The 18749-nt window shown below is 68.4% G+C and carries 17 protein-coding genes and 2 pseudogenes; 5 read left to right on the forward strand and 14 right to left on the reverse strand.

Annotated elements, in window-relative coordinates; genetic code table 11:
• Nucleotides 1-28 precede the first annotated feature (28 nt).
• The 3 genes from LJB74_RS04685 to LJB74_RS04695 are packed head-to-tail and all read left to right on the forward strand — an operon-like array spanning nucleotide 29 to nucleotide 4007.
• Complete coding sequence (locus LJB74_RS04685) at nucleotides 29-946, forward strand: FkbM family methyltransferase (RefSeq protein ID WP_259307432.1); 918 nt, start codon at nucleotides 29-31, stop codon at nucleotides 944-946.
• Nucleotides 943-2490 (forward strand): glycosyltransferase, encoded by a 1548-nt coding sequence (locus tag LJB74_RS04690; RefSeq protein ID WP_259307433.1) that lies wholly within the window; start codon nucleotides 943-945, stop codon nucleotides 2488-2490. The genes LJB74_RS04685 and LJB74_RS04690 overlap by 4 nt, the downstream gene beginning before the upstream one ends.
• Nucleotides 2487-4007 (forward strand): glycosyltransferase, encoded by a 1521-nt coding sequence (locus LJB74_RS04695; RefSeq protein ID WP_259307434.1) that lies wholly within the window; start codon nucleotides 2487-2489, stop codon nucleotides 4005-4007. Before LJB74_RS04690 ends, LJB74_RS04695 begins: the two co-directional genes overlap by 4 nt.
• A gap of 37 nt (nucleotides 4008-4044) precedes the next feature.
• Here LJB74_RS04695 and LJB74_RS04700 read toward each other — a convergent pair whose 3' ends face one another.
• From LJB74_RS04700 to LJB74_RS04720, 7 genes and pseudogenes are all read right to left on the reverse strand, one after another.
• Complete coding sequence (locus tag LJB74_RS04700) at nucleotides 4045-4278, reverse strand: DUF4214 domain-containing protein (protein ID WP_259307435.1); 234 nt, start codon at nucleotides 4276-4278, stop codon at nucleotides 4045-4047.
• 3 nt (nucleotides 4279-4281) lie between these two features.
• Nucleotides 4282-4329 (reverse strand): annotated as a pseudogene (locus tag LJB74_RS20805) (hypothetical protein); the annotation flags it as partial.
• The gene (locus LJB74_RS04705) at nucleotides 4316-6208 is read right to left on the reverse strand and encodes an FG-GAP-like repeat-containing protein (protein ID WP_259307436.1); all 1893 of its coding nucleotides are present in this window, start codon (nucleotides 6206-6208) and stop codon (nucleotides 4316-4318) included. The pseudogene LJB74_RS20805 and the gene LJB74_RS04705, both read right to left, overlap by 14 nt.
• Nucleotides 6209-6416: 208 nt before the next feature.
• Nucleotides 6417-6644, reverse strand: a complete 228-nt coding sequence (locus tag LJB74_RS04710; protein ID WP_259307437.1) for a hypothetical protein — start codon at nucleotides 6642-6644, stop codon at nucleotides 6417-6419.
• 3 nt (nucleotides 6645-6647) lie between these two features.
• A pseudogene (locus tag LJB74_RS20810) lies at nucleotides 6648-6695 on the reverse strand (hypothetical protein); the annotation flags it as partial.
• Entirely contained in the window at nucleotides 6682-7596 is a 915-nt protein-coding gene (locus LJB74_RS04715) for a DUF4214 domain-containing protein (protein WP_259307438.1), read from the reverse strand. The pseudogene LJB74_RS20810 and the gene LJB74_RS04715, both read right to left, overlap by 14 nt.
• Nucleotides 7584-8282: a hypothetical protein gene (locus tag LJB74_RS04720; protein WP_259307439.1), complete on the reverse strand. Its 699-nt coding sequence runs from the start codon at nucleotides 8280-8282 to the stop codon at nucleotides 7584-7586. The genes LJB74_RS04715 and LJB74_RS04720 overlap by 13 nt, the downstream gene beginning before the upstream one ends.
• A 150-nt stretch (nucleotides 8283-8432) precedes the next feature.
• Between LJB74_RS04720 and LJB74_RS04725 the strand changes: the two genes are divergently transcribed.
• The gene (locus LJB74_RS04725; protein WP_259307440.1) at nucleotides 8433-9338 is read left to right on the forward strand and encodes an ABC transporter permease; all 906 of its coding nucleotides are present in this window, start codon (nucleotides 8433-8435) and stop codon (nucleotides 9336-9338) included.
• On the forward strand, nucleotides 9338-10540 hold the full coding sequence (locus tag LJB74_RS04730; RefSeq protein WP_259307441.1) for an ABC transporter ATP-binding protein: 1203 nt from the start codon (nucleotides 9338-9340) through the stop codon (nucleotides 10538-10540). Before LJB74_RS04725 ends, LJB74_RS04730 begins: the two co-directional genes overlap by 1 nt.
• Before the next feature lie 45 nt (nucleotides 10541-10585).
• Here LJB74_RS04730 and LJB74_RS04735 read toward each other — a convergent pair whose 3' ends face one another.
• The 7 genes from LJB74_RS04735 to LJB74_RS04765 form a co-directional block, all read right to left on the reverse strand.
• Nucleotides 10586-11725 carry a glycosyltransferase family 4 protein gene (locus tag LJB74_RS04735; protein ID WP_259307442.1) on the reverse strand — a complete coding sequence of 380 codons (1140 nt, stop codon included), beginning with the start codon at nucleotides 11723-11725 and terminating at the stop codon, nucleotides 10586-10588.
• Complete coding sequence (locus LJB74_RS04740) at nucleotides 11715-13859, reverse strand: hypothetical protein (RefSeq protein ID WP_259307443.1); 2145 nt, start codon at nucleotides 13857-13859, stop codon at nucleotides 11715-11717. Before LJB74_RS04740 ends, LJB74_RS04735 begins: the two co-directional genes overlap by 11 nt.
• Complete coding sequence (locus LJB74_RS04745) at nucleotides 13856-15073, reverse strand: lipopolysaccharide biosynthesis protein (RefSeq protein ID WP_259307444.1); 1218 nt, start codon at nucleotides 15071-15073, stop codon at nucleotides 13856-13858. Before LJB74_RS04745 ends, LJB74_RS04740 begins: the two co-directional genes overlap by 4 nt.
• A gap of 35 nt (nucleotides 15074-15108) precedes the next feature.
• A complete protein-coding gene (locus LJB74_RS04750; protein WP_259307445.1) occupies nucleotides 15109-15978 on the reverse strand; it encodes a decaprenyl-phosphate phosphoribosyltransferase in 870 nt (289 codons plus the stop codon).
• A gap of 7 nt (nucleotides 15979-15985) precedes the next feature.
• Nucleotides 15986-16495, reverse strand: a complete 510-nt coding sequence (locus LJB74_RS04755) for a phosphatase PAP2 family protein (protein ID WP_259307446.1) — start codon at nucleotides 16493-16495, stop codon at nucleotides 15986-15988.
• A gap of 101 nt (nucleotides 16496-16596) precedes the next feature.
• Nucleotides 16597-16824, reverse strand: a complete 228-nt coding sequence (locus LJB74_RS04760) for a hypothetical protein (RefSeq protein ID WP_259307437.1) — start codon at nucleotides 16822-16824, stop codon at nucleotides 16597-16599.
• 37 nt (nucleotides 16825-16861) lie between these two features.
• Nucleotides 16862-18610 carry an N-acetylmuramoyl-L-alanine amidase gene (locus tag LJB74_RS04765; RefSeq protein WP_259307447.1) on the reverse strand — a complete coding sequence of 583 codons (1749 nt, stop codon included), beginning with the start codon at nucleotides 18608-18610 and terminating at the stop codon, nucleotides 16862-16864.
• Between the last annotated feature and the right edge of the window lie 139 nt (nucleotides 18611-18749).

Raw genomic sequence — 18749 nt, forward strand, 5'->3', positions numbered from 1 at the left:
CGACGGGGCCGACCACTATGCTCGATCGGTGACTTCCACACCCTTCGTGTCGTACGGCCAGAACGCGGAAGACGTCGTGCTCTACCGAGCGCTCGGCGACCTGCCGACGGGGAGATACCTCGAGATCGGGGCCAACGACCCGACAGAGGACTCGATCTCACGCCCGTTCTACGACCGCGGATGGGCCGGCATCACAGTCGAGCCCGTCCGGAGCCTGATCGATGCCCACCGCCGTGAGCGCCCGAGGGACACCCAGGTACACGCGGTTGCCGGACGACCGGGCGTGGACCACGCGACCCTGCACGAGATCCCGGGGACCGGCTTGTCCACGACGATCGACCATCTCCGGGATGCACACCGCGCGGCCGGCCTCACGGCGATGGATGTCGACGTCCGCTCGCTCACGGTGGACCAGATCCTCGAAGAGCAGGGCCCCGGCGAGCTGCATTTCGCGGTGATCGACACCGAGGGGGCTGAGGCGGACGTCCTCGCAGGCTTCGACCTGCGGCGTTGGCGCCCGTGGGTGCTCGTGGTCGAGGCGACCGTGCCGAACAGCAGTACTCCGTCGCACGGTGAGTGGGAGTCGCGCGTGATCGACAGCGGCTACCGGTTCTGCCTGTTCGATGGGCTCTCGCGGTTCTACGTGGCCGAGGAGCACGCCGATGATCTTCAGGAGCTGCTCTCGACCCCCGCCAACGCCGTCGACAACTTCGTCCGATTCCGCGAGGTCGAGGCGCGAGAGCTCGCCAACACACTGACCGACGACGTCGTGCGTTGGCGAGCGGCAGCACTCTCCCGCTGGGCGGAGGTGGTGAGCGAGGGCGACCAGGAGCGAGAGACCGCGAAGACGCTCGCCCTCCGGGAGGAGCTCGACCGGACCCATCGGACACTGTCGTGGCGCGTGACGGCCCCCCTTCGCGCCTTCCGTCGGATGGTCGCTCGGTGAAGAACCCGCGGCGCCCGAAGGCCACCCTCCCCACCCGAGAGCAGATCGAGCACGCGACCGCACTTCGGATCCTCGCCACCGCGACAGCTGTGCTCGGCTACACCCGAGCCGACAAGGGTGACATCCTGCCCGACGCATCAGTTCAGCTCGACCTCCTGGTCAAGCAGCTGATCGGCACGGCCGACCCGGCCCTCGCGTGGTTGCTGCTCACCGCGGTGGCGGGCGCCTACCCGCACAGCGCCGATGTCCGCTCGCTCCTCCGGTTCGCCCGACTGGGATCGCCACGTGAGGTCACGCTCGATCTCCTTGACCGCGCACTCCCGATCGCGGCGAAGCACGGCACGGCCGACCGACCGATGAGGATCGTCCCCGGCGTGATGGTGGACCTCGACGCCAGCGCGCGCTCGGACTTCCACAACGGGATCCAGCGCGTCGCACGCGAGACGGTGAAGATCTGGGGAGTCGAGCACGACCTCACACTCGTCGCCTGGACCGATACCGCCGGGATCACCCGGTCCCTCTCCCCGAGCGAGGAGCTCCGTGCCGCGCACTGGGGTCGCTCGCAGTCGGAGATCGAACCCCTGATCGAGCGCTCCGGCGGTCGGCTCGGCAGCCAGGACGCGTCGCACGACATCACCCTGGTGGTGCCGTGGCAAGCGACCGTCGTCCTCGTCGAGGTGCCGCTGGCTGACCGTTGCCCTCCACTTGCAGCACTTGCGGAGTTCTCGGGGAACACCGTGGTCGCGATCGGCTACGACGCCATCCCGGTCGTGAGCGCAGACCTGCGCCCTGCGGGCGAGGCCAACGCCTTCACGAGCTACCTCACGGTCATCAAGCACAGTGCTCGGGTTGCTGGGATCAGCACGTCGGCCGCGGTCGAGTTCGCCGGATTCGCTCACGCGCTGTCAAGCCAGGGCCTCGCGGGGCCATCCGTGAGCGAGGTGCTGCTGCCGTCCGACGTGCCCCCGGTGCCGCCCGACTACCATCGGAGAGCACCCGCGCGCCCCCGCGTGCTCTCCGTCGGGCGGATCGAACCCCACAAGAACCACGCCGCCCTGCTCCACGCATCGGAGGTCCTCTGGCGCGAGGGCCTCGACTTCGAGCTCGAGCTCATCGGCCTGCCCGGTTGGTCGACGCGCGTGGTCGACGCACAGCTCGACGCGCTGCGGCGCGCGCGCCGACCGATCCGGTATCGCGGAGCGGTCTCAGATGCCGATCTGTGGCGAGCCATCCGTGATGCCAGCTTCACGGTCTTCGTCTCCCTGCACGAGGGCTTCGGCCTCCCCGTGTCGGAGTCTCTCGCATGCGGTACCCCCGTCATCACGACGCGGTACGGGAGCCAGGGCCAGATCGCCGAACAAGGGGGCTGCCTCACGGTTGATCCCCGGTCGGACGAGGAGCTGATCAGCGCGATGCGCACCATGCTGGCCGATCCGGAAACGGAACGCAGGCTACGGGCAGAGGCCGCCGCGCGCCCGCCCCGATCCTGGAGGGACTACGCGGACGAGCTGTGGTCCGTCCTGGTGACCGGAGAGGCAGCATGAGAACGCGCACCGCGCCGACGTCCCGCGCGACCAAGACGCTCCGCCGCGTCCAGCGGCGTACCCACGCGGACATCCCGGGTCGGCTGGGTCTGCTCCTCGCCACCCTCGACGCACCCCAGCCCTCGGGACCAGTCGCACTACCGGAACTCGTCGAGGCTGCGGTCGCCGCCCTGGGAGACGCCACCACCGACGTCATCTGGTTGGCGCTCGCAGTCGTCTCTGGTGCGCTTCCCGACTCCGATGCGGTCACGAGCGCGCGACGGGCAGTGGCGCTCGACGGACCATCCGAGGTCTTGACCGCAGCGGCCCGGATGATCACAACCGAGTCAGCAGGTCGAACAGTCCGCGTACTGCGTGACACGACTCTCGTAGACCTCGGCGATCTGCTGACGTCCCCGCTAGGAACCGGGATCCAGCGTGTCGCCCGCGAGGTCTCCATCGAGTGGGTGTCTCGGTACGACGCCACCGTCCTCGGATGGACGGACGACTTCGGTGCGCTGCGGGTCGCCGGCCACTCGGAGGTCCAGGCAGCACTCGATGGTTCACGGTCCGCGCCCGAGAGCTCGGAGCCACTGACGACACGGTCGACCCCGCCCGGCGACGTGGTCGTCCCATGGGGCTGCACCTACGTCGTGCCCGAGCTGGCGATCCAGCCGGCACGTTGCGCGGCGATGAAGGCCCTCGCCCAGTACAGCCGGAACCACTCTGGTGTGATCGGGTTCGACTGCGTGCCGATCACAAGCTCCGAGACCTCGGCACAAGGGTTCGCCGGTGTGTTCGCACTCAATCTCGCCGCGGTCGCCCACTTCGACGTCGTGGCTGCGATCTCGCGCGCCGCCGCGGTCGAGTACGAGGGGTGGCGCATGATGCTCGAGGGCGCCGGCCTCGCAGGCCCCTCGATCACCACCGTCGGGCTGCCAGGCCACGCACCGGAGCCCGAGGCGGACGCATTGCGCGAGGCGGAGGCCCGGCTCGTGATCCCCGGGGTGCCACTGGTCCTCGTCGTCGGTAGTCACGAACCGCGCAAGAACCACCTCGCCGTCCTGCATGCAGCTGAGGTCCTGTGGCGCCGCGGGCACCGCTTCAGTCTGACGTTCATCGGCGGGAACTCGTGGGGCGGCGGCGAGTTCACCGCCCGCCTGATGGCGCTGCGCGGTGCGGGCCGTCCGGTCGAGTCCATCAGCAAGTTCCCTGACCGCTTGCTCTGGGCCGCCTACAGGCTGGCCCGGTGCACCGTCTTCCCATCGGTCAATGAGGGCTTCGGCCTACCGGTGGCAGAGTCCCTCTCTGCGGGGACCCCCGCCATCACGTCGGGGTTCGGGAGCATGCGGGAGATCGCCCAGGCCGGCGGCGCGGTGATGATCGATCCGCGCAACGACGACGAGCTCGCCACGGCACTCGAGCAGTTGCTCACTGACGACGGTCTCGTCGCCACGCTGAGCGGCGAGGCGCTCTCGCGCCCTCGCACCACCTGGGTCCAGTATGCCGACCAGCTCTGGGAGGCCTTCCACCGCTGAGGGCCGCGACCGCACGCGGCCCTCAGCGGTGTACGGATCAGGTGGGGGGGAAGCGGGTCTGGGCCCGGTTCCAGTACTCCAGGCTCCCGACCAGCTGACCGCGCAGCTCACCCTCACCACGCGCCAGCAGCACCGGCGCCCACGTCGACAACCCACCGGGATCAGCCGAACGCCCCAGATACACCTGGTACGCCGCGTTCACCCGCTGCAGCGCCGACTCCCACGATCTCCAGAACCCCAACGTCACCGAGAACGTGCCCTGAGACGTCACCGTCCCCGACCACCACGAGACCTCCGACGGACCCGGATCACGCCCCAGCACCCCCCGGTACAACGCCGTCACGAACGACTCGGCCGTCCCCCCCCGACTTCGCGACGAACTCCGGGCTGGAGAACAGCATCACCTTCAGGTCCTCCGAACGGACCGCGCCATTCATCAGCGCCGCCGTCCACGTACTCATCCCACCAGGATCCGGCGCACGCCCCAGCACCTGCTGGTAGTCACGCACCACCGTCTCCTGCGCGTACTCACGACTCGTCGCCAGCACGGTCGCCAGCTGCGGCGTACTCATCCCCCCCGCGAGCGTCGAGGTCCACGTCGACAGACCACCCGGATCCACCCCACGACCCAGCACATCCTGGTACAACGCCTTCACCACGGCTTCGAGCTTGATCGAGGTCGGCATCGGTGCGGCGCCCGTGCGTTGGCTGTTCGCCTTGAACGTCGGCCACGGTGCCGCTCCGAGCGCGGAGTTCGAGCGCCACACCGTGACGACGAGCTGATCGGCGCCGCTCGAGCTGATCCCGCGAACGGGCTGGATGATCCAGGTCTGACCGCCGATCTGCGCGATCGTCGGGGTGTTGCCCGGGGCCAGGATCGTGCCCGAGTACGAGGACCGCAGCGTCTGCTTGAGCGTGCCCGTCGCGGCGTCGTAGATCCGCAGGTGCTGCTCACCCTGGGTGATGGCCTCGATCCGACCGTCGCCATCGACATCCGCGAGGGCGACCCCGGACTTGGTGCCGATCGCCGGATTGGTGCAGCCGCCGCTGTCCGTCAGGCACTTCGCCGGCCACAGCTGCGAGCCGTTCGAGCCGTCGAAGCCCATGAGATACCCGCCGTACGTCACCACGAAGACGTCGGGCCGACCGTCACCGGTCACGTCCGCCAGAGACGGGGAGCCCACGACCCGGCCAGGTGTCGGGGCGGTCCACAGCGCCTTCCCGGTGCGTCCGTTGATCGCCGTCACCACGCGCCCGGCCGGCTCCGGCCAGTACCCGCCACTGCCGACGACGACGTCCTGCGCTCCGTCACCGTTCAGGTCGTCGAGCGCGGGTGACGACCAGATCGTCTGGCCCGGCAGGAAGTAGCGCCACTTCTCGCTGCCATCGGTGTTGAAGGCCCAGACGAACCCGCCACCCTGCGTGCCGCACGGCTGCGTGCCGATGGTGTTCCCCTCGCAGTCGGCGCCGACAACGACGTCGTTCACGCCGTTGCCGTCGATGTCACCGATCGCAGGGGATGACCAGATCGTGTCCATCAGCCACTTGGGCCAACCCTGAAGCTCGCCCCCGCCCGCACCGGAACGCGCGTCCAGCAGCTGGCCCAGGCTCGCGGTCACCACGTCAGGGGTCGCGTCGCCATTGAGGTTGCCGAGCGCCGGCGTGGCGATCATCCCGACCGGGCCGGGCGAGACACGCGGCGGATCCTGCCACTTGAGCAGCTGCGTCACCGCCCCGCCCTTGAACGAGTATGCGGCGACGGTGTTCGACGTCGTCGCGACCGTCACGTCGAGCACTCCGTCGCCATTGATGTCGGCGAGTGCCGGTGACGCCTCGATCTCCCCGGACCCGTAGGCCGTGCTCGGGCTGTCGACGTCCACCTGGGCCTCGAGCGCACCGCTCGTGCTGTAGACGCGGAGCGTCTTGCTCAGCCCGCCACCGATGATGATGTCCGGGTTGCCGTCCCCGGTGACGTCGCCGACCGCAGCGGACGACCACACCTCGCCGTTGGGGAGGGGAAGCCCGGGGGTGAACAGTGGGGCCACCGCAAACGGGGAGCCTACCTCCGTGAACCCGGAGGTCACCGCTTGCACCGGTGCTGCCGTCCCGACAGCGGCCACCATCGGCGCCGCCAGACCGAGGACCGCGACGAGACCGATCCGTGAACGTCGTGCGTGCCGACTCGGCGGTCGAACTCTCATGTCCTGACTCCCTGCTCCACACGTGTCAGATGGGTTCCCCTGTCCACCCCGGTTATCGACACAATGGAAACACGTCTTGACCACCGATCATCTGGCGCCGACGCCCACATCCACGGAGAAACTGGGCAATACCCCAGAAATGGGACGGCACAATCCACCGCGCGATTTCTCTCGAGGATTCTCGACCCGGCGGCGATCGAGGTGTCCGTCAGGGGAAGCGGGTCTGGGCCCGGTTCCAGTACTCCAGGCTCCCGACCAGCGCGCTACGCAGCTGACCCTCACCCTGCGCCAGCAGCACCGGCGCCCACGACGACAACCCACTGGGATCAGCCGAACGCCCCAGATACACCTGATACGCCGCATTCACCCGCTGCAACGCCGACTCCCACGACCTCCAGAACCCCAACGTCACCGAGAACGTGCCCTGAGACGTCACCGTCCCCGACCACCACGAGACCTCCGACGGACCCGGATCACGCCCCAGCACCCCCCGGTACAACGCCGTCACGAACGACTCGGCCGTCCCCCCCCGACTTCGCGACGAACTCCGGGCTGGAGAACAACATCACCTTCAGATCCTCCGAACGCACCGCACCATTCATGATCGCCGCCGTCCACGTACTCATCCCACCAGGATCCGGCGCACGCCCCAACACCTGCTGGTAGTCACGCACCACCGTCGCATCCGCGTACTCACGACTCGTCGCCAGCACCGTCGCCAGCTGCGACACCGTCATCCCCCCGACGATCGCCTCCGACCACGTCGACAGACCACCCGGATCCACCCCACGACCCAGCACATCCTGATACAACGACTTCACGATCGACTGGGCCTCACCGAGCGTCGTACCCGAGGTGATGAACCAGTCGCTCTTGAGCCCGAGCGCTGCCCGAACGGCGTTGCCGGTGAAGGTCGAGGTCTGCCCAGCGAGGGTCGTCACGGCGACCGAGGTTGCCCGTCCGCCATCGGCTCCGAGCCCGTTACGAGCTGTGACGATGACCGACTTGACCGGTCCGGTCCCGAGCGCCGACGCGATGGTCGTGAGCGGGATGGTCACGGTCCAGGTGTGGTTCGGGTTCAGCGAGACCGCGTCGCCTGCGTCCTCGACCGCCGGGAACGCTCCACCCGCCGTGTAGCCGCCTGTCGACGAGCTGAACTCGGTGCGGACGACGTTCTGGGTTCCTGCCTGCCACCGCACGATGCCCGCGGTGGCGCTGATGGCGGCGTCGGTCAGCGAGTTCTCCAGCACGGTCCAGGACGAGGTCCAGATGCCGGCTCCGCCGTAGACCTGGCAGGACGTCGTGTCGCACGTGTGCGCGCCGCTCGGGCGCGTGCTCGCCAGCGCGTAGCTGCGCGCAGCGACGGCCTGGGCCTTCAGCGCCTCCATCCCCCTCCCGTTGCCGAGCAAGCCCCACGAGGCCGGGGACTCGCGCGGCACGACCCCCGCAGGTACGACTCGGTCGGGAGGTGGTTGATCGTCATCTGCGTGCCGCCGCTGTCGACCACCGAGAGCTCACCGCGGTAGGCGCGCTCATCGGTCGCCTCGCACACGCGCAGCAGGTCGCCAAGAGACGACGAGTCGGGCGAAGGCGTCTGCACCCGGGTGTTGTTGGCCGGGAACGTCCCGATCGGTGTCCATCCCCCGGGCGAGGCGCACCCGGTCCCCGTTTCCGCGAGCACGTTCGTCGTACCGGCCTGGAGTGTCAGCCTGACTGCGGGCGCGTTGATCGCCTGCCCGTTCACGGTGATGCTCGGTCCGGTCACCACGAGCGGCTTGCCCGTCAATCCGAGGAGCTCGACCGTCATCTCGGGGTTGCCGACGTTCCCCGCGACCGTCCCGCCGTAGTAGTGGTCGAGGATCTGCGCTGAGGTCCAGCCCTGGTCCACCGCGTAACCGAGCGCCCCGTACTGCCCCATCCCGCGACCGTGGCCCCATCCGTGACCGAGGAAGGTCACGGAGTCACCTGCGGCCTGCGCGGGGGCGGACGGGAGGACCACCCCGACACTCGTCACGAGCAGGAGGGTCGCCGCGAGCACAGGTCTACTCGCATACCGACGGAAGAGCGTTGACATCAGTCCCACCTTCAGATCTCGCGCAGTGCGGTGTCGCCAGTGTCTCACCCTCGGTATCGGCGACGATGGGCCTCGCATGAGGACAAGCGCGTAGTCTTACGGCGCCGATTGTGCTCGGCGTGCCGACGATCCGCCGAGAACGGGAGAACGATGGACCACCAGCGCGAGGTGCGTACCCGCGAGCTTGCCGCGGAGCCCATGCGCCCCGCAGGCCCGAGACAAGGGTTCTTCGTCGGGTCGCTCGAGTCGATCCGCGATGTCTGGGCCCGGCGCGAGCTGCTCGGACAGCTGACCCGCCGGGAGATCAAGGCCCGCTACAAGGACAGTGCGCTCGGATTCTTCTGGAGTCTCGCGAAGCCGCTGACGATGCTCCTGGTGTACTACGTCGCCATCGGCAAGTTCCTCGGCGCAGCGCGTTCCGTGCCGGACTTCGCGATCTTCATCTTCGCGGGCCTGACGGCGTGGCAGCTCTTCAGCGACATCGTCATCATCGGCACCGGGTCGATCGTCGGGAACGCCGGCCTCATCAAGAAGGTCTACGTGCCACGGGAGTTGTTCCCGCTCTCCGTCATCGGCTCGGCGCTCTTCAACTTCGCGATCCAGCTCGGCGTCCTCATCGGCGCGACCGCGGTGCTGGGACGCTTCCCGACCGGCGAGCGATGGCTGTTCTTCGTCCTCTCGATGGCCGTCGTGCTGCCCTTCGCCGCGGCCCTCGCGCTCCTGCTCTCTGCCCTGAACGTCTACCTCCGGGACATCGCCTACCTCGTCGAGATCATGCTCATGATCCTCATGTGGGCGTCACCGATCGTCTACTCGTGGGCGCAGGTGTCCAAGCAGATCGGCGGCACCTGGCTCGAGACCGTCTACCTCGCCAATCCGATGACCCAGGTGAGCCTGGGGTTCCAGAAGGCGTTCTGGGTATCCGGTGACGGGCAGCCGTTCCCCGCGGATCTCGGGAGAACCCTGGCCCTCACCTTCGTCGTCTCGATCGTCCTGCTCTGGTTCAGCCAGCGAGTGTTCGCGCGACTGCAGAGCAACTTCGCCCAGGAGCTGTGATGAGCACGCCCGTCGTCGAGGTCGCCGACCTCTCCAAGCGCTTCGTCATCCGCAAGGACAAGTCGCTCAAGGAGCGGATCGTCAACGCACGGCGTTCTGCGCTGCACAAGGACGAGTTCTGGGCCCTCCGCGACGTCAACATCACGATCGACGCCGGAAGCACGATCGGCCTCATCGGTCCCAACGGGTCCGGCAAGAGCACACTGCTCAAGATGATCGGGGGAATCCTCCAGCCGACCTCCGGCTCCGTGCGACTGCGTGGCCGCGTCGCCGCGCTTCTCGAGCTGGGCGCAGGCTTCCACCCGGACCTCACCGGCCGCGAGAACGTCTACCTGAACGCCTCGCTCCAAGGCCTGACGCGGAAGCAGACAGACTCGTTCTTCGATGCGATCGTCGACTTCTCCGGTATCGAGCGGTTCATCGACACACAGGTCAAGTTCTACTCGTCCGGCATGTATGTGAGGCTGGCGTTCGCCGTCGCGGTGCACGTCGACCCCGACATCCTGCTCGTCGACGAGGTCCTCGCCGTCGGAGACGAGCCGTTCCAGCGCAAGTGCATGGACCGCATCCGTGGCTTCCAGGATGAAGGGCGCACGATCGTCCTCGTCACCCATGCGCTGGACACCGTCGCCGAGATCTGCGACCGCGCCGTCGTGCTCGAGAGCGGCCGGGTGATCGCGGACGGCTCACCGCGGGATGCCCTGCGCGTCCTTCGGTCCGAGTTCGAGCATTCACGCCACGAGGAGATCGAGCGCCAGCAGGCGGCCGAGGTGAGCTCCCTGCCAGAGGTTCCTCGCGCCCAGATCGAGGGTATCGAGGTGCTGAGTGACGGCACGGCGGTCCGGGAGCTCGCGGTCGGCTCTCCGATGTCCGTTCGCGTCCATGTACGAGCCGACCAGACGCTCGACGACTGGATCCTCGGCTTCGGGATCGAGAACTCCGCCGGCCAGACCATCTACGGCACCAACAGCAAGCTGCTGAATACTCCCCTGCCGACCTTGCGCGGCAGCGCCACCTACGACTTCGCGATCCCTGCGATCAACGTAGGAGAGGGCTCCTACACGTTCCACGGTGCTGTCGCGACCCGAACGGGGGCCGAGGTTCACCGACTCCTCGAGGGTGCAACCCTGACCCTGACCGGCGACGGTCAGGAGACCGGCTTCGTGCACCTGCGGACGAGCCTGACACCGTCAGATAGATGACTGGCTCGCGTGTCACGGCCCGTGCCATCCACCGGGCCGCGCGAGTCACCTCGACCGAGGGCTTCGGTACAGCGAGTCGAAGAGCGCCACATGGCGCTCGATGATGGCAGGCGCCCAGTAGCGTTCCCTCGCCACCCGAGCGCACTCTGCCTGGTCGAAGCTCTCGTCTGAGAGTTCAAGGAGCGCAGCCGTGATCGCCGCCGGGTCTCGAGGGGGCACGATCCGGCCGAAACCGGTGTCCAGCACCGGCATCCGAACCCCCGGGAGATCGGAGGACAACGCCGGAACGCCCTGCATCATCGCCTCAACCTGCACGATGCCGTAGGCCTCGAGCGAGTTGACCGACGGAAGCGCGAACACGTCGAGCGACGCGTAGAAGTCCGGGAGGTCCTCGGTCGCAAGGAATCCCAGCATCGAGATCCTCGAGTCATCACCGATCCGGGCCCGAACCTTGTCCACGACGCTTCCCCCGGCGACCGACGTGTAGTCGCCGCCGATGAGCAGCCGCGCTTCGGGATCGGGGATCGCCCTGAAGCCGTCGACCAGGTACTCGAGCCCTTTCTCCTCGACGATCCGGCCGAGAAAACCGACGTGCAGTCCGCTCCCCCGACGGAAGGACGGTGTGCCGCCGGCACGGTCGACAGCCGGAGCGGGAACGGAGTGGACCCGACCTGCCATCGCCTTCCAGAGCCGACTGGACCGCGCATAGTCCTCGCTCGTCACGACTACGGCATCTGCGCGGCGGAGTGCGACCGCGTGCGAGCGGTCCAGGGTCCAGGTCTGCACTGCGTTGAAGGCCCCCGACGGAAGCGTGACATCGCACTGGTAGGTGACGACGATCGGGGTGCGCCGGACCGCCGCCGCGATGAGCCCGGCCTCCAGCATGGGCAGGTGCAGGTGCAGCAATCGGGCGCGGCGCGCGTGCGCAACGACCGTCGGGACGAATCCTGGGCTGACGATCCCCTTTCCGATCCTGAGCGCAACTGGCGTCCGTAGGACGTCGACACCGTTGAGGTGCTCGCGACGGGGAGTCGACGGGTCGTGGTGCCCGGCGATGACCAGGACGCGCTTGCCGGTCGCAGCGAGACCCTCAGCCGTCACGCGCGCGGCCTCGGTCACTCCCGAGACATAGGGCGCGTAGTAGTTCAGGGCGACGACGACGTCGTACTCGGGATCACGCGGCATGTGAGACTCCGATCAGAGAGAGCGGGTACGACTGCGGGTCGAGCGAGACCGTGAGGGTCGCCGTACGACTCGCAGGAAGAGTCACCATGACCGGCGCCGCGCCGGGGCCCGCATCGCCGGTGAACTCCTGGCCTGTCTCCTTCACGACCACGTGCACCGGCACCGGCCCTGTGGCACCTCGTGCCGAGAACGTGAACCCCACACGCGTGCCGGCGGACGGGGAGCGCTCCACGCTGAAGTGCGCGACCGAGGGCCCGGTCAGAACACCCTGGCTGTCCGTGTGCGGACCCCACTCCGCGAGGTCGAGCGGGCTGACGGCGATCACCGATCCAGCCTGGGTGTCCAGCAGCTTGAGGGTCGCGTTGGAGTCCACCACGGTTCGCGGAGCCGCGTCGATCACCGCACCAGGGCCGACGAGCAGGTACCGGTCGGCTTCCCCGGCCCAGTAGCTCGTCAGTCCCGAGTAGTCAGGGCGCAGGCTCACGTACGAGACGAGCTCGTCATTCCGGAGCGCGTACGTCGTCCAGAGCTGGGCGAACATCTCCGGCACCATGACGGTGACGTCCGTCCCTTCGCGACCGCCCAGCGCGTTGACCCACTTGTCGGCCTGCGCGTAGTCGGCGGTCACGTGCCGCCGTTCGATCAGCGCCGGGTCGAGCCCGCCGACGGCGGAACGGATGTTGAGCCCTGCCCACATCGCCACCATCGCGAGACCTGCACCCACCAGTCCGAGACGGACGATCGGGGCCCGGGGAGGCAGCCGCCGCAAGAGCGAACGGACCAGAGCGCTCCAACCGACGACCGAGGTGAGCAGCACGAGCGGCATGAGGAGCATGACGGCGCGGAACTGCGTGTAGCCACGCCCCTCCACGGTGAGGAAGACCACGTACCCGACCCCGACCCCGAGAAGAGCCAGCCATCCGCCGCGATGCCGGTCGAGAATCACGGCAGACAGACAGCCGAGCGCGATGAGCGCAGCGAACAGCAACGTGGCACGGCCCGCGCCGGGCGGTCCCTGGATGGGCGCCGTCCCGACCACCCGTGCCAACGCCGTGTAGTTCCCGTCGCTGAAGAACGGTGAACCCCACGAGTCCCCGCTGCGGTTGACGAGGAGCGCACCGACCCCGCGGTACCAGATCGTCGGGGAGAGGAGCACCGCGAGCCCCATCACCTTCAGAGCGCGCAGTCCGGCCGCGCGGTACGCGCCTCGCCGTCGGACGACCACACCCATCAGGATGAGAGGGGCGACGTAGAGCGCGTACTCGGTGTACACGCCGGCCAGCCCGACGAGGAGGAGCGCCGCCGGCCAGATCGGGATCCTCGCCTCGACGGCCGCAAGACACGCCGCTCCTGCGAGGAGGGCCAGGGACACACCCAGCAGCGAGTCCATGTTCTGCTGGAACGCCTGCTGGATCAGTACCGCCGAGGTCGTCGAGACCGCCGCGAAGCCGAGGCTCATCGCCAGCGGCACGCGGAGGAGCCGCGCGGCGACGAAGGCCGCGGCAGCGACCGCCGCCACCCACAGCCCCATCACCGGCATCGTCGAATGCAGCTCGTCGACCCGCAAGATGGTGCCGAGTGCGGCGTGGACGAGGGGTTGGCCGATCCGCAGCGGGCTGCTCAGTGCGGAGAGCATCGGACCGAAGGCCGGACCTCCGATGCCGGCACCGGGAACCGCACCGGGGGTCGGCACCGGTGAGAACGGGTGTCCGGTGAGCCACGACGCCTCGGAGAGGTAGAAGAACGCATCGTTGTTCTCGTTGGGCAGGACCACACTGGCGTCCCCGACCCACCGGTTCGGTGTCAGCGCCACGAACGCGCCGATGGCTCCGATCCCCGCGACGGCAGCGCTCAACGCGAGCGCACGGACCGAGACGTCCCACGGGCGCCGACCGCGCCGGACCGACACGGCCACCAGCACGATCGAGAGGACGGCCACGACCGCCAGCCCCTGGGGCACGTCGAGCCGCCACGAGGTGGTGGACAGGACGACCACCAGAAGCGCAGCGCCGAGCACCGGGGCTGCAGGCAGCAGAACGTCTCGGTGCACGCGCCGCAGCGGAGCGAGCACCACGAGGCCGATGACCCAGAGGACCAGCCAGGCAGCGACGACGACCAGCACGAGTTGGGTCAAGGCTCTACCTTCCAGCGGACGCTGCGGATGACAGGCGACGCGAGAACGGCCCCGGCAACCGCTGCACCCACTACCAGCGGCAGTGTCGAGCGCAGGAGCAGGTCATCCACGCTCGCGACCACGACAGCGGCGGCCGCTACCCCGGCGAACCACGCGCCACGCACGTGCGAGTGCGCGCCGATGGCCACGGCCACGTCATTGGCGACCGCTGCAGCAAGATATACGCAGACACCGAGCGCAACCAAGACCACCCCGACGCGACTGAACTCGTACGACGGGCCGTAGATCAGCCGGATCACCTGCGGGCCCACTGCTGCGGCGCCGACGATCGTCAGGACTGTGATACCGCCCACTGCGGTCGCCAGAGCGAGAAGCACGCGACGGAGTCCGGCGATGTCTCGCCGGTGCGAGCGGAGCGCGATCTTGCTCAGGTACGACGCCTGCACCGACTGGAACACGAAGACCGGCACGCGTGCGATCGTCAGCACCGCAACCAGATGGCCGGCGAATGCCGACTCGCTCGCCGTGCTCACGGAGACCGCAATCAGCACACCGCTGTTGAGAAGGAGCTGCATGGACACGGCCGCGGAGATCAGTCGCCCGGCCTCGCGGCCGAGTCCGACGGGGTCCTCCACCACAGGGGCGCGTCCCAGCGACCGGCTCCCGAGCACGCGCGCGAGGACGCCGCACGTGAGCGCCGACAGTCCGACGGCGGCGGCGAACGGCGCTGCCGACCGTACGCCGGCGCCCCAGAGAAGCATCACGATCACCAGTCGCAGACCGGCATCGACAGAGACCACAGCTGCGTACCCTCGGAAGTTCGAGGATGCGGCGAGCGCCCCGCGCCCCGGGAACTGGATGACGAAGCCGATGACACCGAGTCCGAGTGCGCCGAGAAGAAGGAGCTCGCTGGAGGACCACCCTCGCTGGCTGACCCAGAACACCGATACGACCGCGCTGCTCACGACCGCGACGACGAGAGCCGTACGCACGCCTCGGTTCAGGATCGGTCGCCCCCCGACGCCAGGTGCGTCCAACCGCGACAACCGCCGGGCAACGACCTGCTCGATCGGGAGGAAGAGTCCGAGCGACACGACCACGATCACGGCCCAGAAGTACGAGAAGTCCCCGTACCGAGCGGGACCGAGCGCGCGAGCCGTCATCACCAACAGCACATAAGATGCCGCACCGGAGAACGCGGTCCCGATCGCCACCCAGAGCGGTGACGATCGCGGCGGCGTGGCGACTCTCAACCGACGACGACGCTGGCGGTGAATGTCAACAGCCACAAGGCTCCCAGGACCTGAAGAACACGATCGCCGAGGACGATCGACTCGGGCTCCCCTGCGCCCCCCCTGTCGATGTCCACCGCGTACCTCATCAGGGCAATCACGAACGGCGCAATCGACACCTGAGGGATGAACTCGACCGTCCGGACCAGGCTGAACGCCCACAGAGAGTAGAAGACGATCGTCGCGGAGCCGGCCATTCCCCAGACGAAGCGCAGGTAGCTCGCAGAGTAGGCCTCGAGACTCTTCCGCGTCAGGCTCTGCCCCTCCCCCAGCAACTTGATCTCCGAGTAGCGCTTGCCCGCCACCATGAAGAGCGAGCCGAAAGCCGCGACGAGCATGAACCACATGGAGAGCGGCACGCCGACAGCGACGCCACCGGCGACTGCCCGCAGGAGGAACCCTGACGAGACGACGGCGAGATCGATCACGGCCTGGTGCTTGAGCCAGAGGCAGTAGCTCAGCTGGAGCAGCGAGTACACGCCGAGGACGACTCCGAGCGTCCCGTGCCCCAGGAGGACGGCGAGCAAGGGCGACACGATCAGCAGGGCAGTTCCGACGCCCAGGGCGACGGGCACGCTCACCGCACCGGAGGCGATGGGGCGGTTCCGCTTCACCGGATGGAGACGATCAGCCTCTCGATCGATCACATCGTTGATCAGGTAGATCCCCGCGCTCGCAAGACAGAACGTCACGAAGGCGAGAAGGATCGCCGTCCACGTGCTCGCCATGCCGAGCATCCCACCAGCGAGGGGACCGGCGAGCACGAGGACGTTCTTGACCCACTGGCGCGGACGCATCGCCTTGATCAAGGCTCGAGGAGAGTTCATCGTGCCGCTACCACTCTCGTCCGCGCAGGTGTCTGCGCACCCGCACGGTGATCAGTCCCAGCGCAGCGCCTGCGACGACGTCCGTCGGGTAGTGGACGCCCAGGAGAACCCTCGCGAGGCCCATCGTCGCCGCCGTCGCCACCGCAGCCGGGCGCCCGACCAGAGGGACGAGGGCGAGAGCCGCCGCGGTGGTCGATGCTGCGTGGGCGGACGGAAAGCTCAGATCGGACGGGGTCGGCGTCAGCACCTGGACCCGCGGGTCGCTCGGACGCCGACGTCTGACGACTCTCTTGAGCACGACCGCACTCGCGTGCGCTCCGAACGCCGAGATGCCCACGTCGACCCACGTCGTGCGGTGTCGGCGGTCGACGATCGCGCCGACGACCCCGAGAGCGACCCATCCCAGGGAGTGCTCGCCGAACGCCGACAACCCGCGGGCGACCTGAGGCCATGGGGCTCGGCCCGCAACGCGCTGCCACCGAACCATCGCGCTCGTCTCCGCGTGCGTCACAGCCACCTGCTCGTGCTCCTCACGATCGCCGACGCCCAGGTCCGGGCGCGCTAGAGCACCCTATCTGTGAAACCCGGTCCGGCTGCGGTGGTCGGGGGGCGTTCGGGTCAGGGGAAGCGGGTCTGGGCCCGGTTCCAGTACTCCAGGCTCCCGACCAGCGCGCTACGCAGCTGACCCTCACCCTGCGCCAGCAGCACCGGCGCCCACGACGACAACCCACTGGGATCAGCCGAACGCCCCAGATACACCTGATACGCCGCATTCACCCGCTGCAACGCCGACTCCCACGATCTCCAGAACCCCAACGTCACCGAGAACGTGCCCTGAGACGTCACCGTCCCCGACCACCACGAGACCTCCGACGGACCCGGATCACGCCCCAGCACCCCCCCGGTACAACGCCGTCACGAACGACTGCGCCGTCCCCCCCGACTTCGCGACGAACTCCGGGCTGGAGAACAACATCACCTTCAGATCCTCCGAACGGACCGCACCATTCATCAGCGCCGCCGTCCACGTACTCATCCCACCAGGATCCGGCGCACGCCCCAGCACCTGCTGGTAGTCACGCACCACCGTCTCATCCGCGTACTCACGACTCGTCGCCAGCACCGTCGCCAGCTGCGGCACCGTCATCCCCCCGGCAAGCGCCGACGTCCACGTCGACAGACCACCCGGATCCACCCCACGACCCAGCACGTCCTGGTACAACGACTTCACCACAGCCTGAGACTCGACGTAGCGCTGGGCGTAGGCGAAGCCCTTCGCCGCCAAGGTCCTGATGGTCGGCAGGACCGCGTACCCGGCATCCCCGGGGCACGCCGTGCGGTAGACGTCTCGGTGCCCCGAGATGACCTGCAACGTCACGGTCGTCCCCGCCGCGTACTTGTCGCTGCCACCGGCTGTCGTATAGCTCATCGACCCGGACGGGTCGACGCCGTACGCCGCGAGCCGCCACGCGATCACCTCAGCGACCGCAGCCTGGGTCGCAGTGCTGGGCGTCAGCGTCGAGTAGTTCCCGAGCATCGCCACCCCGACGGTGCCGGTGTTGAACCCGGCGGCATGTGCACCGACGACAGGCTCCACCATGCTGTTCGCACGGCCCTCGTAGATGTTTCCCCATTTGTCGACGAGGAAGTTGTAGCCGATGTCGCACCACCCCAACGTATTGATGTGGTACGCCTGGTCGTTGCGAATCTGCTGCTCCGCCTGTGCGACCGTCGAGTAATTGTTGGAGTCCGCTGTGTGATGCACCACAGCGCCGACCAACCGTGTCGCCACGTCGGGGGTGCAGGCCTGAGGGGCAGCACCCCACTCGGCGCGGGTGATGATCGTCGGCGCGAGCGCGGTGGCCGGTGAGGTCGCCGGCACGGGCGTGGTCACCGCCGTCGGAGGCGTCGTGATGGGTGTGGTGGTCGGCGAGGCCGTCGGTTGCGGCGTGACCACCGCCGTCGGCGCGGTGGACGTGGAGTACACGGCGTTGCTGAACGACGCGGGTCCACTTGCCGCCGCCGTCTGAGTGGTGCTGACCTCGGGCGAGCTGACGAGTGCCAGCTTCAGTCCCGAGGGTCCACCCTGTGCCGCGTCCGCGAAGGAGAGCTGGACGGCGTCCGCTTCTCCGACCCACACCGGATCGGTGCCGGAGCGGGCGTGCGCGCGTTCCGCTGTCCCGGAATCAGGTTCGGAGTCTGCCGGTGCGAGGGCCTGCCAGCCGGACCAGACACCACCGGCTCTGGTCCGTACCTCGGCGTCGAGATGCGCCACCGATTCTCCGGCGGGCCAGGTCAGACCGATCGTCTGGAAGGCGCCGGTCTCCACGACGGCGCTCTCCACCCGGCCGGTGCCACCCTCCTCGTCGGTCACGATCCGGCCGTCGTCGGCTTGCGCGGCGACGTCGCCTGGCGTCGCAGCCGCGCTCGCCGCGGGGATGACGACGTCCCGCTCGTCGATCGTCGGCTTGAGGGTGGCTGCGGTGGACGAGTCGACGACCGCGCGCGTCGAGACGCCCGAGGTAGCGACGACTCCGGTACCGACTCGCGGGGGGATCGCGGCGTCGACGCCGCCGCTGGCGGGAAGTCCCGCGAACAGCACCGCGATCGCGACAACGAGCCTAAACAACATGAGAATTTCCAGACCCTGGAGGAAGACGTTTCATTTGAGTCTCGGTTGGAGATCTGCGGCGGTCAAGTTCTTGGGGGCGAGTCAAGTCGATTACCTCGACGGCTGTACCTTTTGTTCCGGTTCATCCCGCTGTCTCCGG

Origin of the sequence: Cellulomonas sp. P24, assembly GCF_024704385.1 — a bacterium.
Lineage (GTDB): Bacteria > Actinomycetota > Actinomycetes > Actinomycetales > Cellulomonadaceae > JAJDFX01.

Excerpts from the sequence above, each read along its gene's own strand:
- LJB74_RS04765 (WP_259307447.1), bottom strand. The coding sequence starts at position 18,610 with ATGTTGTTTAGGCTCGTTGTCGCGATCGCGGTGCTGTTCGCGGGACTT.
- LJB74_RS04720 (WP_259307439.1), bottom strand. The coding sequence starts at position 8,282 with ATGTCAACGCTCTTCCGTCGGTATGCGAGTAGACCTGTGCTCGCGGCG.
- LJB74_RS04695 (WP_259307434.1), top strand. The coding sequence starts at position 2,487 with ATGAGAACGCGCACCGCGCCGACGTCCCGCGCGACCAAGACGCTCCGC.
- LJB74_RS04735 (WP_259307442.1), bottom strand. The coding sequence starts at position 11,725 with ATGCCGCGTGATCCCGAGTACGACGTCGTCGTCGCCCTGAACTACTAC.
- LJB74_RS04705 (WP_259307436.1), bottom strand. The coding sequence starts at position 6,208 with ATGAGAGTTCGACCGCCGAGTCGGCACGCACGACGTTCACGGATCGGT.
- LJB74_RS04725 (WP_259307440.1), top strand. The coding sequence starts at position 8,433 with ATGGACCACCAGCGCGAGGTGCGTACCCGCGAGCTTGCCGCGGAGCCC.
- LJB74_RS04730 (WP_259307441.1), top strand. The coding sequence starts at position 9,338 with ATGAGCACGCCCGTCGTCGAGGTCGCCGACCTCTCCAAGCGCTTCGTC.
- LJB74_RS04750 (WP_259307445.1), bottom strand. The coding sequence starts at position 15,978 with ATGAACTCTCCTCGAGCCTTGATCAAGGCGATGCGTCCGCGCCAGTGG.
- LJB74_RS04715 (WP_259307438.1), bottom strand. The coding sequence starts at position 7,596 with ATGGAGGCGCTGAAGGCCCAGGCCGTCGCTGCGCGCAGCTACGCGCTG.